Consider the following 15,194-nt stretch of genomic DNA (forward strand, 5'->3'; position numbering starts at 1 on the left):
GTGACATATTTTTAAAGAAGATATCGTATTTTAGAAAAAGGATGGTGAGTTTATTTAATGAATGATGCTGAATATAGATGGTTACAAGATATTTTATATGAGGAGGATATCGATGTAGTAAAAAAAGAGATTGAAAGAATGAATAATTCTATATTACTTCATATTTTTGCTGGTAATTATAATTGGAATAATGGTTTTGATATTCCTAATATCATTATTAATAATGATATTTGTGATTTAGGAACGGCACTTTTATTATTTTATAGTGCTGATGGTTATCGCATGTTAGAAGATGAGCAGGGGGTTATATCGTCTAATTCGACTAAATGGAAAGAATTCTTAATAGATTTATACGATAAAATAACAAATAATAAATTTAACCAGCAGAATATTGCCTTTAATCCACCGTTAACTAAGATACAAATATTAAAACTCAAAAAAAAGAGAAGCGATATACCAAGTATACTTTTAGAAGTATTAAATGGAAATGAGGTAAAAATTCCTAAATTATAAATAGAATTAAAGAAATGGTAAGAGGCTATTGCCAAGGGGACAAAGGGGACGTTTTTTGATAATAAAATAATAAAATTAAGGGACGTGACGAAAAAGTCACGTTCCTTAATTTCTTTAAGCCAGATATAATACGACGGATTCAATCGGATGATCCAGGCAGAACCCATAGACGGAAACAAATCAACCGTTATGATGCCGAAGGACTGCGCTATGAAATAGAAGAAAACAGCAAACTGGTGCAATTTATCTTCAATGAAAACAAAGAAGTCGTAGTAGAAACCAATCAAGCAGGCATCAACCGATTGATTCGCAGTCAAGCACTGGTCGCGGTAGACGCAGACTATGCCAGAACGTATTATCATTACACCAGCGATGAACTGGGAAGTATCACGTATATAACAGATGAAAAAGGAAATGTGGTAAATCGATATGAATACGATATCTGGGGTAATATAACCAAGAAAGAAGAAACAATTTCGAATCGTTTCAACTACAACGGACAACAACTGGGACGAAGGGGACGCTTCTTTTTTGACAACAAAATAATAGAATTAAGAGACATGACGAAAAAAGGTAGCATCTCTTAATGTCCCCAAAACCTCCAAACCACCGGAGGTGCTAGGCAAAGCTACGAATATGATGCCCAAGGAAATATCACAGGAATCGTAGACGGCAATCAAAATAAAACAGAATATAAACTCGATAAATGGGGTAGAATCACTGAAATCCTCAAAGCCGACGGTTCCAGAGAACTCTACGCCTACGACTACGCCGGCAACCTCACCGAAACCACCGACGGCGAAGGCAATACCATCCGCTATGAATACAACCTCATCAACAAACTCAAAACCATCACCGATCAGGTAGGCGAAAGCGACACCTTCCTCTACGACGCAGAAGGCAGAATCAAATCTCACACCGACAGAAACGGCAATCAAATCAGCTATAGCTATAACCTCTACGATGCCCTCACAGAAAAACTGGAAAATCGCAGCGGACTCAGAGAAAGCTACGAATACCATAAAGACGGCACATTAAAAGCCGCCATTGCCCAAGGCATGCGCTACGGCTATAGCTACTACCCCGACGGAAAACTCAAAGCCAAAACCGCCAGCGGCAGAACATTGCTTGCCTACGAATATGATCTCAATGGCAATAAAATTAGGCAGACGGATGTAACGGGGAAAACAACGGCGTATTGTTATACAGAAACAGATTTACTAAATGGAATTCGCGATGAAGGAAGAAGTCTTGTTCAATTTATCCATAATGAAGATGGCAGTCTAAGAGAAGCCTTGCAGACAAATGGAATGCGGACAAGTTATAGCTACGATGCAGATAAAAATATCGCAGGATTGCAGATCGAACTTGACGGGCAGACCATCACGAAAAATCATTACCAATACGATAGCAACGGCAACCGGACAATCAAAGAACAACTGAGAGGAATAACAAAATACAGCTACGACAATCTGAATCAACTGGCAAAAGTGGAGTACCCGGACTATAGCGAAGAACTCTTCTACGATAAAGCAGGAAATCGGAATCGGCGTATAGTAAATAATGTAGAAGAACAATATACATATGACCCGAGAAACCGTTTGACTAGTTATGAAAAACAAGATCAAACAACGCAATATAGTTATGATCATGTAGGGAATCTGCTAACTGACGAAGATAATCAATATACCTATGACGGATTCAATCGTACCAGTAAAGTAGAGACGAAAAAAGGACAAGTCCAAGTTAACCGCTACGATGCCGAAGGATTACGTTATGAAATCGAAGAAAACGGCAAACTGGTGCAGTTTATCTTCAATGAAAATAAAGAAGTCGTGGTAGAAGAAATAGATAGACAGCAAAAACGCTTAATCCGCAGCTTTGAGCTGTGGGCAAGCGAATGCACGCAGGAAAAAACCTGGTATCACTATGCAGCAGACGAGCAGGAAGTATTCTGTGCATAGCGAAAGAAAAAGAAATAAAGAATCGCTACGAATACGATGCATGGGGACAGTACTCTGTGAAGAACAGATAGGAAGCCGCTACCGCTACACAGGCCAGCAACTCGACCCAATAACCCAGCAATACTACCTAAGAGCAAGATACTACAACCCGGTAATCGCAAGATTTACGCAAGAAGATACCTATCGTGGAGATGGATTGAACCTGTATGCGTATTGCGCGAATAATCCGGTGAGGTATGCTGATCCGAGTGGGTATGAGAAGCAGGTGTATGGTAAGGAGTCGAGTAATGTTGATAGTAGTAAAGTTTTCACAACAGGAAAAACACAGTGGACTGCAACTAGACCTAAAGGCACTCAACAAACTTATGAAGAATAGCAGTGTTGGGGGAGTTTTATGTGGGAAAAATAAAAGAATTAAAGGAAAGATATTTAAATTTGCAGCCGAGTGATGGTGTGAATGATGCAATATTATCTGAAATTGAAAGTATACTTAATGTTAAATTGCCAAATGATTTTTGTGAAATTGCAACATTTTATAGTGGAGGATATTTAGGTGAAATAAGTAATTATTCTTTTTCGAATAATCATGATGGTAGCACTAATATAATCGAAGAAACTATTAAATTAAGAAATAGTATTAATTTGCCATTAAGGTATATCGTATTAGCAGAACCGCCTGAAAGTGTTATTGTAATGGATACTGAAAATATACCTCCAATAATTTGGTGTGATGCGGTAGAAGTTAGAAAACTAAATGATAAATCATTCATAACAAAGCCTAATGAATGGAATAGTTATACTGAATATTTTGCTCAGTTAATAGAAGATGAAGAAGATGATAATTAAAAGGAAATGTATAGTTCTTAAATTATTAATGAATGATTCAAGTGACTCGTTTAGAAAGTGATTAGAAAAGGTCAGCGGATGTAAAAACCCGCTGACCTTTCTCTTTTATGCCTTTTAGGCGCCATAAAAAATAAGCAGGGCAAAAAGCCCTGCTTAAAAAATGAACTAATCGACAATAGTTTGAAACTAGGAGACAACATTATCTCCCTCAAACTCCTCGGCGGAAAGCTGTTTGTATCTTCTAACTATCAAGCCAATGCCTATCAGAATTAAAATAACGCCGCCGGCAACCATAAGTTGGACATTTCGGAATACCGTATATTGTATGACGAGAGGTTCTCCCATAGCCTTAATTTCTGATGCCTTAAAACCGCTATCCTTCAGGTATGCTTTATAATACTTGACTAGTTTCGGCTCCATTGAGATAACCTGTCCTTCTATGAATATCTTTGTTGTTGGTGGTGCAGCACCTTCTTCGGAGTGCTGTAATGTCTCTTTAACCAACTGCTCCATAGTGGCGACCTGATCCTCGTTGGTTTTCAAGCCAATAAAACCATTGGCAGTTGGAATGACATAAAAACTACCTGAAGCTTTTTCTTCACTTCGCGTGCCATTTTTATACTCTGTATAGGTGGTTTCTGAAGCGAACGGAGGGTAGGCATTCACTACATTTCCGGCAACGTGACTGCCTGACTTTACCTCTTGCCCCTCCAGCAAAGCTTCAAAGCTAACTGGTGGCTGAAAAGAAGTAATCAATGCATCGTAATTCATACTAATAAGCATGACGCCAAGCCCCAACAGCATTAGAGTAAAACGGTTTACCGCTGAAAATAAATTTCTCATCTTTCTGTACCTCACTTAAATATATAATGTCAAAAAATATAAAAAAAGCAAGATGTAATGCTTGCTTTAAATCAATTACAGCTATTATATCCCATTTTTATGGTTATTTCGCGAGGCTTAAGTCCTGATTGCCATAGGTTGATAGTCCTGAATTTTTAAAAAATCATAATTCATGATATCGTTTTTGTTATTTTAGTAGTTATATTAACAGCAGATATCATCCTCAGTACCTATATTCTTCCTTTTAAGTTTATGGTAAAATTTACATCGAACATATCTAGAGACGGATAAACTGTCTAAAAAACGACACCAGCCGTCATTCGTATAGTATAGTCGTATAGAACACAGAAAGGCGTGATTGATGTTAAAAGGTATGAAAAATTTGTAAGAAGGAAAGCGAGCGGATACATGCGTCGTTATAGTTGGTTAACGATAATCATGATTTTATTTGTCATTATGATCCTCGGTATTGCAGTATGGCGAGGCTTTCCACCATTTAAACTGCATACCTCTGATTTTCCTGGGATATTGCACACAATGGAAGTAAAGCCAAAGCAAATTGAGGTGAAAATATATAAAGCTGAGCGGAAGCTCGTCTTATATGGCGATGGAGAAATCATTGGTATTTTTAAAACAGCTTTTGGATTTGCCCCCGTCGGAGATAAGGAAATAGAAGGAGATGGGAAAACTCCGGAAGGAAGCTTTGTTATTTGTTATATCAATGATAAGACACCATATGTATATTTTTATGGTCTTAGCTATCCTGACAGCAAAGCGGCTGAACGAGGTTTGAAGCAAGGGCTAATTTCGCAGAAGGAATATCAGCAATTTGTAGCGGTCTCGCAATCGGGAGGCATTCCCTTATGGAATACTCCTTTGGGCGGTGAAGTGGGAATTCATGGAGGCGGTAATTGGATGGACTGGACGAAGGGGTGTGTAGCGGTCAGTGATGCGGATATACTTACTTTGAAGGATTATCTAGATGTAGGAACATCTGTTGAAATTTTTCCTTAAATGCTGGGGCAATTATGTAATTGCCTCAGTTATATCTAGTTATGATCATCAGTAATGTTACCATCACCGTTAATTGGTATTGTATCGCCTAAAAAAGTTGGTTTTGGTTGAATGAATTTGGCCAAAAAGAAATCTTTATTTCTAGCGGCAACTTCTCGTATCTTATAATTTCTCATCTGCGTAGCGTTATATTCGCGTGGATCAGACGCAATCCCATACGCTTCAATTCCTAATTCTCTAGCAATAAAAATGGCTCTGGAAAGATGATACCCTTGTGTTACAATAATCATCTTTTTTACTTTAAAGATATCGCGTGCTCTATAGATGCTTTCATATGTACTGAATCCAGCATGATCCATAAAGATATTTGAGGGCAGTATATTCTTGTCTTTAAGGAAAAGCTTCATGGCATTTACTTCATCGTAGTCTTCTTGCCCGTGATCGCCACTGACAATGATTTTATCTGATTTGCTACATGCATAGAGCTCTTCTGCTATACTTAGTCGATCGTTGAGCATATCTGATACCCGCCCATCTGGATAAACGTATGCACCGAGAACAAGGATTGCATCTGTTTTTACAGACGTATCAGCAGTAAGTATGTATTGTTGAGCGCTTTGTTCAACGTATTTGTTAATAGAAAAAAAAACTATAGCAATCGTTACTGCTAAAGGTATAGATAGTTTAAGCGTTCGGGCAATAAATGATTTCAATAAAAATCCACTCTTTCCATATTTTATTTTGAGTATAATTCGTCATACTTCCCCAAAATCCTTCCTATGGAGGAGATTAATGAAACGTCAAAGCACTGAGTCTTTTGACAAAAAAGAGTAGGATTGTTTTGATTTAAAAAGGGAGAGGAAAAAATGAGTGAAAATAAAAGGTTTAGAAGTATCTATATGCTGTTCATTAGTTTAGTGCTCAGTCTTATAATGCTGGGGATTCATGGAAGGGCTTTAGCTGGCGTAAATGAACAACAGTATGTAAATGAGGGATTCAGCCTCATTCTGCCTGAGAATTGGGAAGAGATACCTTACAGTGTTGTGAAAGATTATGAAAAAGCACTGAATGAAACGATTGCAAAGGGGCATGAACAAGCTTATGCGCATGCTTTTAAATTGAAATATGCGAAAGAGCCATTTGAATATCCAAATATACTTATTCAGATAACTAAAAACGGAAAAATTCCAATTAGGCAGTTAGAAAAAATTAAAAACTACGATTTTAATAAAACAAATGATACTATAGAAAAACAAACCCAACATTTGATATCGCAGATAAACATAAATGAACAAGTATATGATTCGCAATCACAAATTATTTGGCTCAAAACCACAGCTGTAGTGCAAGGGGAAAATATTCAAGGTATTTCTGCGATTATTCCTACAGAGCACGGATATATTCAAATGAATTATTCATCACTAGCATCAGTAAGTCATAAATATGAGGGAGATTTTTTAGCTATTGTAAATTCCGTTAAGATTTCTGATGCTGAACGATATAAAACGAATTGGTTTCAGGGTGTATTTACTCATAAAATGCTTATGGAAAGCATTTTATATGCAGTGATAGCCATGGGGATAGCTTTTATTTTGAAAATAAGGAAAAACTAACCTAGTAAGCAATCAAATCATCTAGGAGTGGACCCGAAGGAGAAATTTTGGTGGATATAAAGTTTGATTGGAAACTGCATAAACAAGATATAGCGATTCTTATATTGTTAGTTGGGCTGATGACTTGGGATGGTGTTGTAACCCCAGTATAATAATGGGACAAATGATTTATTTTTACAAAAATAATATGTAAAATGATGTCATAAAAAGCAAAACTATGTTACCATTGTATTAATTTAAGTATTATTTACACAAAGGAAGAATATGTGAAAAGTCTTTCTTGTTTCAAGTTACTTCTTCGGAGCTTAAAAAATAATTGTAGAAGAACATATTTTTTAGTATATTTAAAATCTTTGATTTAGTAGCTTTATAAATTTCACATGCTCTGATGAGGTGTTTAGTATGGATAGGGGAGATGGATGTTGTCAAATAATTTATTCGAGCCGTCGCTAACGAAGGAGAATTATCATGAAATAAAAACGTATGAAATTTCGCGGCTTGTATATGTAGCGTTTTTCGGTGGTGTCATACCTATGGTTGTACTGGGGAGTAAAAATGCCAAATGGCTACAAATTGATAAAAAAATGATTGGCTTAATGATCGCGCTGGGTGTAGTGATTCTATTTATAAAATCAATATTTGTTGGCTTGGTGAATGCCCATTATGTTGAATATGAAGCGAGAACCATTCGTTGGATATATAATATTGCTTGTCTCCTGCTTTATTTCGGATATTATTTTCTGATGAAAGCAAAATTTAAACAACATATCATGACCGACGGAGAGGTTCAGCCGATATTGAAGGATGCAATAATTTGGGGAATTGTTGGTATTTTGATGGAGTTTGCTCTCGGCATGGCTGGGGTGAAAATTGTAGCTTATGCCCTATGATATTGCAACACGAAATTTATTGAATGAGGCGCAGCATTATTATGCTTTGGAGCGTTATCAGAAGTCACTGGACAAGCTTGACCAATTGATGTCTATGCATCCAAATGACAGCGAGATATTGTATATGACAGCAAGTTCTTTGTTTTGTCTTAACCGATATGATGAGGCGACTGATTACTGTCGACAAGCTTTGACCAATGGTTTTTTTGTGGTAGATTGCTATTATTTGCTGGGGCGAATTTTCATGGAGACAAACCAGTATGTGGAAGCGGAAGCGTATTTTCTTGAAGCGCTGAAAAACAGTCCAGAAAGAGCGGATATCATGGCAGTCTATGGATATCTGATGATAAAAACAGGGCATGATAAGAAATCTCGTCAACTGATAGAAGAGGCGCTAAGCATAGACCCTTCTGATGAAGTTGTCCTACAATATCACTTTTATTACCATCTTGCTAAAAACAATCGCAATGATCAGGTCGAAGCTCTTAGAAAATATTTGCAAACTTCTGATAGTGAAGTGAGAAAGCTAATTCAGATTGGAATAATGGAATATAGCAACGACAATTATAAGGCTGCTCAGGAAAATTTTAGGGAGGCATTTCTTCTAGACCCAACTAACGAGGAGATTCTGTCCAGTTTGAAGGAGTTAGAGCAAGCTGCCAGTATATTTTATTTTCCGCAACGTATGATTGATAAAATTGGTGGACCTGCCGTTGTCTGGATCGGGATGATTGTTTTTGTTCTGAGCTTACGGGCGTTGGGATTTCCAAAAGCAGCTGGAACTGTGAGTGTAATATATATTGCGATTTGTGTTTATTCATGGATGATTCCTTTCGTGTATAAGGTCATTGAAAAATGTAAGAAATGTTGAAAGTGAAAATGGCTAATGTCTGCAGATCGGAGAGAAGAAATGGATAAAATTGAGCTGATTCAAAAGATGATCGAACAAGACTGCACAAATGCCTACGCATGGTATCTGCTTGGTGTGGAATATTGTGAACAGGAAACTGAAAGTCAAGCTTTGCAAGCGTTCTCAGAGGCACTTAAATATGGGGATGAAGTGTTAAAAGATAAGATTTTTACTGAACTGGGGAAGATCGCAAATAGAAAGCAGGATGAAGCTCCACTGCTTAGCCCGGAACAAGAAAATGAAAAAGCGGAGGCGTTGCATTCAGAGCTGACGGAAAGGTCGGATGATGCACAAGAAGAGACTGACAGAGCGGATAACCTTATATCATTAAAAGTTATCGAGGGCGGAAAACGTAGTGGCTTTAGTCTAGATCAAGAAACGCCTATTGTTCGATTTCGTGATGTTGGTGGATTGGAAAATCTCAAAGAGATTATCAGAATGAAAATCATAAAACCTTTCAATAATCCTGGTTTATTTGATCGATTCAGGAAAAAAACGGGGGGCGGAATTTTACTTTTTGGACCTCCAGGCTGTGGAAAAACATATATTGCAAAGGCTACTGCAGGAGAATGTAACGCGAATTTTATTCCTGTACATATTACTGATATTCTTGATCCTTATTTGGGGATGAGCTCGCAGAATATTAAAGATATATTTGAGAATGCAAGGACTAAAAAACCCTGTATTCTGTTTTTTGATGAAATTGATACAGTAGGGTATAACAGAGCCAAACTATCATCTGAACATATGCGTCCTATCGTCGATCATCTATTGGCAGAAATTGAAGGCATTGACTCTAGTACAGATAAATTATTGATTATTGGGGCGACCAATATGCCCTGGGATGTGGATTCTGCTTTTAAGAGACCTGGAAGATTTGATAAAACAGTTTTCGTTCCGCCACCAGATGAAGCTGCTCGGGTCTCTATATTCAAGCTGAAATTGGATGGTAGACCAGTGGAGACGATAGATTATGCGTTGTTGGCGAAAGCGACAGATGTATATTCTGGTGCTGATATCGATAATGTGGTCGAAGTTGCGACGGAGAATGTGATTCAGGAGATACTGTCATCAGGTATAGAACGCCCTATCTCAATGAAGGATCTGATTGACGCGATTAAAAGCACGAGACCTTCTACAATCGAGTGGCTGAGAACGATAAAAAACTATGTAAAGTATGCCAATCAAGCTGGATTGTATGATGATGTGGAAAGCTATTTATCCAGTCATAAGAAGATATTGGGCTAGTAGCGGATAGTTCTATGGAGTGGCTAGTCTCAGCTTCTAATTGCTGTGGCTTTAGCCGTACAAATGAAATAAAGATAAAAAGTGAAAAAAGAATGATATTTGATAGAAATATCAAGATATATTTAATCGTTCGAATTTGCAGGAAAGGTGAGATGAAGTTTGAAAATGAAAAAATATTTTATGATATTTGTTATAGTAATTGCTGGTTTATTGATATCTGGTATTGGATATGTACAACAGAAAGAAACATCGCCTAGTGTTCTCTGGATGAATGGAACTTTTGCTGTTTTGACGGAGTTAAATGGGGCGGATTATACGATCTTTGGCACGGTGGAAATGAATGAAGAAAATAAACAAAGGGAGATTCAGGCGCTGAGCGAGTGGTGGGACGTTACGGATCGAACAAGTGCGGATGAAACGTTGGATTGGCTTCTGCGTGAGGGGCATCGTAAGGATTATGTTCTGACGATGCAAAGGATGGTACAAAGCGGCGCAGACAAAATGACCCAGGCAGAATTGCTTGCATTCACGCAAGAAGTTACAGGCGATGAAACCAAAGGATATTACCTTGCCAATGCATATTATAATTATAAAAAATATGGACCAAAGGCAATCGATGCATGGGACTACTGTCGGGCAATGTCTTTGATCTCCTGGTATTATGTTGCTGGTTACTATAGTGAGAGTGAAGCGATGAACAAATCTCTTGAAGTGGCACAAATAATGCAGACGAAGTTTTCATCGTGGGATGCGCTGATGGACAGTTATTTCAGGGGATATGAATATTGGGCAGAAAGCAGCAGTGATGAACGCCGAAGCATTTATGAAGAGATTAAAACAAGAAGCGATAGTCCTTACCATTTGAATTGGAATTTGGTTTTTAATAAAAATTAATAAATTTTATATTTAAATAGTGTTTGGTGAACAAAAATAAGGGAGCGGTGAGAAACCACTCCCTTATTTTTGTTCGCTTCGGATTGAATTTATTCGAGGCTAAAATTTAATTATATATAGGCTTAAATAAAAAAAGTCAGCAAGATACGTAATACAAGGTGAGAAATTTTTAGTTGCAAATTTCAATATAATTTGCAAGATTGCGATCTACCTGCTGTTGCTGTAGGTCGTCTAGCCACAATGGAATAGCCCATTCTTGCCTATGATCAATCGTGATAAACCACTGCAATCCATTATCATAAGAAAGAAATGAGTAAGCTAGAAACACCCATGTTTCACCTGGTTTATGCGTTGTGCCATCGGCATCTATAAAGTCTTTTATGACGCGATATGTTTTGCCTTTTGCAAGAATGCCTCTTTCTGTTCCTATGTTTACGGCTTTTAGATTACTCCAAAACCCCAATTCTTTTGGACCGATCATTTCATCACCTCAATTTATTGAAGATATATTAAATTTCATCTAACCTAGCGATTCGTTTATTTTTTTATTTAAATTATTATATCGGTTATTTTCAAGTTTTACAATCTGAAGTGGCAGCTTGTAGTTAACCTACCTTCGCATTAGTTTATAAGTGGAACGGATTTAGATTTTTTCTAATGTATTCACATACATATTTAAATTTATTGATAAGATAGAAACGACTAAATTTTAGTCGTTTTTTTATGGTCTTTTTTCTACCAGGATAAAATAAGTTGTTACATAATCGTTTTTTACAAGGTGGTGCGGTGAATCAATGGTATATGCAAAGATACAGGCTATAGGTACTGCGGTGCCTAAGTATTCTATAACGCAGGACGATGTAAAAGAGTTTGCTTGTCAACTATTTGGTCAGTCTTATAAAGATATAAATCGCTTGCTTACTATATTTGACCATAGTCATATTCATCGAAGATATTTAGCTATGCCTAAAGTATGGTATCAAAGTGAACATTCATTTGCAGAGGCGAATGCAATATATAAAGAGGTTGGACTAGACTTAGCAGAACGGGCCTGCTTGGCGGCTATACGAGAGGCAGGAATAAAGACAGACGAGATTGGCATGATCCTATTTGTTTCTTCAACCGGTATTGCTACACCGACTTTCGATGCATTGCTGATTGAGAAATTAGGCTTAAAGGCAGATACAAAACGTGTACCTATATGGGGATTGGGGTGTGCCGGCGGAGTCGCTGGTTTGGCTAGGGCTGCAGAGTTTGCGAAAATGCTGCCGGGAAAATCGGTATTAATCGTAGGATTAGAATTGTGCAGTTTAACTTTTCAATGCAATGATTTTTCAAAAGCCAATTTAGTGGGGACGAGTCTGTTTGCAGATGGTGCAGCGGCGGTCTTGCTTTCTACGAATGGCGATGGGCCAGAGATCAGAAACAGCTCTAGTCATCTTTTCCCTAAATCAGAAGACATTATGGGATGGGACCTTGTTGAGACTGGTCTAAAAGTCCGATTTTCTAAAAGTATTCCGCAGCTCATTATGAAGTCTCTACCGCAAGTGGTGAGCGATTCTTGTAGAAGTTGGTATATAGAACCAGATAAAATAGCATACTATATTGTACATCCAGGTGGAGCAAAAGTGATTCAAGCCTATAAAGAAAGTTTAGAATTAAATGATGATATATTGCAATATGCGGTGCAGACCTTATATAACTATGGCAATATGTCGAGTGTTTCGGTCTTATTTGAATTAAAAGCATTTATGCATCATTCTGTAAAGAAAGGAAAGTATGGACTTATGCTGGCATTGGGCCCAGGATTTAGTGCGGAACAGGTGTTGTTTTTATGGTGAAAAATGAATGATGATTCCTTTGGTCATACTCATTATTGGGCAAAGAGTTGTTGAATTGTATATTGCCAATCGTAATCGCAGAGCTGTTATAAAATTAGGTGCGAAAGAATATGGTGCAGAACATTATTATTTATTTTTTTTGCTCCATGTGAGTTGGCTGGCTGGATGGATTTTAGAATCTTATTTAAAAGGGTGGACATTAAATCCGTATTGGTATATTTGGTTCATGCTGTTGTTGGGTGCACAAGTTCTTCGTTACTGGTGCATTACGAGCCTAGGAATTTATTGGAATACAAGAATTTTAGTAGTGCCAGGAGGAAAACGCGTCGCTAAGGGGCCGTATAAATTTTTAAGACATCCCAATTATTTGGCTGTGGTGATAGAATTTATCAGTGTTCCTTTATTATATGGTGCAGTTATTACGGCTGTAGCAGCCAGTATATGCAATGCACTGCTTCTACTATATATACGTATTCCTGCCGAAGAAAAAGCACTTGGTTATTTAAAAGCATATTGAGTCAAAAATTTATCAGTTTATCAAAACCGCCGATTCGGCGGTTTTTTAGTAGGCGATGCTGATTGCAGAAAATAAATCAAATAGTTGTCTTTATTTTTGCGTGAAATTTTATATACAACGTAGCGACAAAAAACTACATAGAAAAACAAAATCTAACATTATGATTACATTATAAAAATACTTTTGTATTAATTGAACAAAATCTAATTTAAATTGTTGACAAGCCTTATGGAAAAGTAGTATTATACAAAACAATATTAAATGCGCTGTAAATTTAAATTTTAAGAAAAGAAGGGGTATAAATTGGCATATTATTTTAGTGAACCATCGCATACTTTTGGGGAGTATTTATTAGTTCCAGGGTATTCTTCTAAAGAGTGTTTTCCAAATAACGTAAGTTTAAAAACTCCACTTGTAAAATTTAAAAAAGGTGAACAACCTGCGATCACAATGAACATTCCTATGACCTCGGCTATTATGCAAGCAGTTTCTGATGATAAAATGGCGATTGCTCTTGCGAAAGAGGGCGGCGTTTCCTTTATCTATGGGTCTCAATCCATCGAGAGTGAAGCTGCTATGGTTTCGAGAGTGAAAAATTATAAGTCTGGATTTGTTGGCAGTGATTCTAATATAAAACCTACAACGACTTTAGGTGAAATCCTCGATTTGAAAGAAAAAACTGGACATTCAACGATGGCGGTTACCGATGATGGTACACCTACTGGTAAATTGGTGGGGATCGTAACAAGTCGTGATTATCGTGTAAGCAGAATGAGCAAAGATGTTAAGGCTGAAGAATTTATGACGCCATTTAGCAAATTGATTCATGCCGATGCCGATACGACATTGAAAGAAGCAAACGATCTAATTTGGGAACATAAATTAAACATGCTTCCACTGATTGATAAAGATCAACGTCTGAAATACATGGTATTTAGAAAAGATTATTCTGATAACAAAGAAAATGAAAATGAACTGATTGACGCGAAAAAGAGATATATCGTGGGTGCAGGTATTAATACACGTGACTATGCAGAACGTGTTCCAGCTTTGATTGAAGCGGGTGCAGATGTACTTTGTATTGATTCTTCGGAAGGTTTTTCCGAATGGCAAAAAATCACTTTAGAATATGTTCATAAAAATTTTGGTGAGCAAGTAAAAGTTGGTGCTGGCAATGTAGTCGATAGAGAAGGTTTTCGTTTCTTAGCAGAAGCAGGCGCTGATTTTATTAAAGTTGGTATTGGCGGCGGTTCTATTTGTATTACGAGAGAACAAAAGGGAATTGGTCGTGGACAAGCAACTTCGCTTATCGATGTGATTGCTGCACGAGATGAGTATTTCAAAGAAACTGGTGTATATATTCCAGTTTGCTCTGACGGTGGTATTGTACATGATTATCATATGACATTAGCATTTGCAATCGGTGCTGATTTTGTAATGCTTGGCAGATATTTCTCCCGTTTCGACGAAAGTCCTACAAACAAAGTTAAAATTAACGGAAATTACTTAAAAGAGTATTGGGGCGAAGGCTCTAATCGTGCAAGAAACTGGCAACGTTATGATATGGGCGGCGATAAGAAATTATCCTTTGAAGAAGGGGTAGATTCTTATGTTCCATATGCAGGAAGTTTAAAAGATAATGTTGACGTTACGTTGAGCAAAGTGCGTTCTACGATGTGTAATTGTGGTGCGTTAAGTCTTCCTGAATTCAGAGAAAAGGCAAAAATCACATTGGTGTCTTCAACAAGTATTGTTGAGGGCGGTTCACATGATGTTATTCTTAAAGATAAATTTTCTCGTGATTAATAATCCTAATTAAATCTATGACAGATAGGTAGCGGGCTGGCGATAAGCACCCATCTGCGTCGTTACAGTAAGGTGTTGCTCGTCGACGTACATAATACGACTCCTTTGCAACCCCTTACTGTGCCTAGCATCTGGGCACTTCTCGTCAACCGGCAACCTATCTTCGTACTAGTTTATAAGTGGAACGAGTGTAGTTTTTTCTATCAACAAATAATATAATTTTATTTGTTGATAGTCTAAGGCATCGATCAATGTGTCGATGCCTTTTGTTTTGCAGCCTTTTGAATTTTTGACA

At 37.3% G+C, this 15,194-nt stretch carries 18 protein-coding genes; 14 read left to right on the forward strand and 4 right to left on the reverse strand.

Annotated elements, in window-relative coordinates:
- The first annotated feature begins 57 nt into the window (after window positions 1-57).
- A complete protein-coding gene (locus BN6559_RS17310) occupies window positions 58-513 on the forward strand; it encodes a DUF4274 domain-containing protein (protein WP_110955897.1) in 456 nt (151 codons plus the stop codon).
- Between the two features lie 236 nt (window positions 514-749).
- Window positions 750-1,100: a hypothetical protein gene (locus BN6559_RS19410; RefSeq protein ID WP_199884114.1), complete on the forward strand. Its 351-nt coding sequence runs from the start codon at window positions 750-752 to the stop codon at window positions 1,098-1,100.
- On the opposite strand, the gene BN6559_RS19615 is transcribed toward BN6559_RS19410, so the two are convergent.
- Window positions 1,065-1,535 carry a hypothetical protein gene (locus tag BN6559_RS19615; RefSeq protein WP_234407860.1) on the reverse strand — a complete coding sequence of 157 codons (471 nt, stop codon included), beginning with the start codon at window positions 1,533-1,535 and terminating at the stop codon, window positions 1,065-1,067. The genes BN6559_RS19410 and BN6559_RS19615 overlap by 36 nt on opposite strands.
- 36 nt (window positions 1,536-1,571) lie before the next feature.
- On the opposite strand from BN6559_RS19615, the gene BN6559_RS19420 reads away from it, so the two are divergent.
- Genes BN6559_RS19420 through BN6559_RS17320 form a run of 3 tightly spaced genes read left to right on the forward strand, consistent with a single transcriptional unit; the run spans window position 1,572 to window position 3,323 of the window.
- Entirely contained in the window at window positions 1,572-2,477 is a 906-nt protein-coding gene (locus tag BN6559_RS19420) for an RHS repeat domain-containing protein (protein WP_199884115.1), read from the forward strand.
- Entirely contained in the window at window positions 2,470-2,853 is a 384-nt protein-coding gene (locus tag BN6559_RS19425; RefSeq protein ID WP_199884116.1) for an RHS repeat-associated core domain-containing protein, read from the forward strand. Before BN6559_RS19420 ends, BN6559_RS19425 begins: the two co-directional genes overlap by 8 nt.
- Before the next feature lie 20 nt (window positions 2,854-2,873).
- Window positions 2,874-3,323: an SMI1/KNR4 family protein gene (locus tag BN6559_RS17320; protein WP_199884117.1), complete on the forward strand. Its 450-nt coding sequence runs from the start codon at window positions 2,874-2,876 to the stop codon at window positions 3,321-3,323.
- 186 nt (window positions 3,324-3,509) lie between these two features.
- Here the strand turns inward: BN6559_RS17320 and BN6559_RS17325 are convergent, their stop codons facing one another.
- Entirely contained in the window at window positions 3,510-4,166 is a 657-nt protein-coding gene (locus BN6559_RS17325; protein WP_110955898.1) for a DUF6709 family protein, read from the reverse strand.
- A 408-nt stretch (window positions 4,167-4,574) separates the two neighbouring features.
- Here BN6559_RS17325 and BN6559_RS17330 point away from each other — a divergent pair, with 408 nt between their 5' ends.
- Window positions 4,575-5,180: a L,D-transpeptidase family protein gene (locus tag BN6559_RS17330; RefSeq protein ID WP_110955899.1), complete on the forward strand. Its 606-nt coding sequence runs from the start codon at window positions 4,575-4,577 to the stop codon at window positions 5,178-5,180.
- Window positions 5,181-5,215: 35 nt separating this feature from the next.
- On the opposite strand, the gene BN6559_RS17335 is transcribed toward BN6559_RS17330, so the two are convergent.
- Entirely contained in the window at window positions 5,216-5,893 is a 678-nt protein-coding gene (locus BN6559_RS17335; RefSeq protein ID WP_110955900.1) for a SanA/YdcF family protein, read from the reverse strand.
- A 153-nt stretch (window positions 5,894-6,046) separates the two neighbouring features.
- On the opposite strand from BN6559_RS17335, the gene BN6559_RS17340 reads away from it, so the two are divergent.
- From BN6559_RS17340 to BN6559_RS17360, 5 genes are all read left to right on the forward strand, one after another.
- Window positions 6,047-6,793, forward strand: coding sequence for a hypothetical protein (locus BN6559_RS17340; protein ID WP_110955901.1), 747 nt, complete (start codon window positions 6,047-6,049; stop codon window positions 6,791-6,793).
- Window positions 6,794-7,212: 419 nt separating this feature from the next.
- Window positions 7,213-7,683, forward strand: a complete 471-nt coding sequence (locus BN6559_RS17345; protein WP_110955902.1) for a hypothetical protein — start codon at window positions 7,213-7,215, stop codon at window positions 7,681-7,683.
- Complete coding sequence (locus tag BN6559_RS17350; RefSeq protein ID WP_110955903.1) at window positions 7,673-8,554, forward strand: tetratricopeptide repeat protein; 882 nt, start codon at window positions 7,673-7,675, stop codon at window positions 8,552-8,554. Before BN6559_RS17345 ends, BN6559_RS17350 begins: the two co-directional genes overlap by 11 nt.
- A 39-nt stretch (window positions 8,555-8,593) precedes the next feature.
- Window positions 8,594-9,841, forward strand: coding sequence for an ATP-binding protein (locus tag BN6559_RS17355; RefSeq protein ID WP_110956452.1), 1,248 nt, complete (start codon window positions 8,594-8,596; stop codon window positions 9,839-9,841).
- Window positions 9,842-10,006: 165 nt separating this feature from the next.
- A complete protein-coding gene (locus BN6559_RS17360; protein WP_234407948.1) occupies window positions 10,007-10,735 on the forward strand; it encodes a DUF1266 domain-containing protein in 729 nt (242 codons plus the stop codon).
- Window positions 10,736-10,904: 169 nt separating this feature from the next.
- Here the strand turns inward: BN6559_RS17360 and BN6559_RS17365 are convergent, their stop codons facing one another.
- Window positions 10,905-11,216 carry a DUF3601 domain-containing protein gene (locus tag BN6559_RS17365; RefSeq protein ID WP_110955905.1) on the reverse strand — a complete coding sequence of 104 codons (312 nt, stop codon included), beginning with the start codon at window positions 11,214-11,216 and terminating at the stop codon, window positions 10,905-10,907.
- Between the two features lie 313 nt (window positions 11,217-11,529).
- On the opposite strand from BN6559_RS17365, the gene BN6559_RS17370 reads away from it, so the two are divergent.
- The 3 genes from BN6559_RS17370 to BN6559_RS17380 all read left to right on the forward strand — a co-directional run bounded on the left by BN6559_RS17370 (window position 11,530) and on the right by BN6559_RS17380 (window position 14,899).
- A complete protein-coding gene (locus BN6559_RS17370) occupies window positions 11,530-12,576 on the forward strand; it encodes a type III polyketide synthase (RefSeq protein WP_110955906.1) in 1,047 nt (348 codons plus the stop codon).
- Between the two features lie 7 nt (window positions 12,577-12,583).
- Window positions 12,584-13,093, forward strand: a complete 510-nt coding sequence (locus BN6559_RS17375) for an isoprenylcysteine carboxyl methyltransferase family protein (RefSeq protein ID WP_199884118.1) — start codon at window positions 12,584-12,586, stop codon at window positions 13,091-13,093.
- A gap of 303 nt (window positions 13,094-13,396) precedes the next feature.
- Entirely contained in the window at window positions 13,397-14,899 is a 1,503-nt protein-coding gene (locus BN6559_RS17380; protein ID WP_110955907.1) for an IMP dehydrogenase, read from the forward strand.
- Window positions 14,900-15,194 lie beyond the last annotated feature (295 nt).

This window comes from Massilibacillus massiliensis (genome assembly GCF_900086705.1).
In the GTDB taxonomy this organism is placed as follows: domain Bacteria; phylum Bacillota; class Negativicutes; order FLKF01; family FLKF01; genus Massilibacillus; species Massilibacillus massiliensis.

Excerpts from the sequence above, each read along its gene's own strand:
- BN6559_RS17310 (WP_110955897.1), top strand. The coding sequence starts at position 58 with ATGAATGATGCTGAATATAGATGGTTACAAGATATTTTATATGAGGAG.
- BN6559_RS19615 (WP_234407860.1), bottom strand. The coding sequence starts at position 1,535 with ATGGTATTCGTAGCTTTCTCTGAGTCCGCTGCGATTTTCCAGTTTTTC.
- BN6559_RS19420 (WP_199884115.1), top strand. The coding sequence starts at position 1,572 with ATGCGCTACGGCTATAGCTACTACCCCGACGGAAAACTCAAAGCCAAA.
- BN6559_RS17325 (WP_110955898.1), bottom strand. The coding sequence starts at position 4,166 with ATGAGAAATTTATTTTCAGCGGTAAACCGTTTTACTCTAATGCTGTTG.
- BN6559_RS17330 (WP_110955899.1), top strand. The coding sequence starts at position 4,575 with ATGCGTCGTTATAGTTGGTTAACGATAATCATGATTTTATTTGTCATT.
- BN6559_RS17340 (WP_110955901.1), top strand. The coding sequence starts at position 6,047 with ATGAGTGAAAATAAAAGGTTTAGAAGTATCTATATGCTGTTCATTAGT.
- BN6559_RS17345 (WP_110955902.1), top strand. The coding sequence starts at position 7,213 with ATGTTGTCAAATAATTTATTCGAGCCGTCGCTAACGAAGGAGAATTAT.
- BN6559_RS17350 (WP_110955903.1), top strand. The coding sequence starts at position 7,673 with ATGCCCTATGATATTGCAACACGAAATTTATTGAATGAGGCGCAGCAT.
- BN6559_RS17355 (WP_110956452.1), top strand. The coding sequence starts at position 8,594 with ATGGATAAAATTGAGCTGATTCAAAAGATGATCGAACAAGACTGCACA.
- BN6559_RS17360 (WP_234407948.1), top strand. The coding sequence starts at position 10,007 with ATGAAAAAATATTTTATGATATTTGTTATAGTAATTGCTGGTTTATTG.
- BN6559_RS17365 (WP_110955905.1), bottom strand. The coding sequence starts at position 11,216 with ATGATCGGTCCAAAAGAATTGGGGTTTTGGAGTAATCTAAAAGCCGTA.
- BN6559_RS17370 (WP_110955906.1), top strand. The coding sequence starts at position 11,530 with ATGGTATATGCAAAGATACAGGCTATAGGTACTGCGGTGCCTAAGTAT.
- BN6559_RS17375 (WP_199884118.1), top strand. The coding sequence starts at position 12,584 with ATGATGATTCCTTTGGTCATACTCATTATTGGGCAAAGAGTTGTTGAA.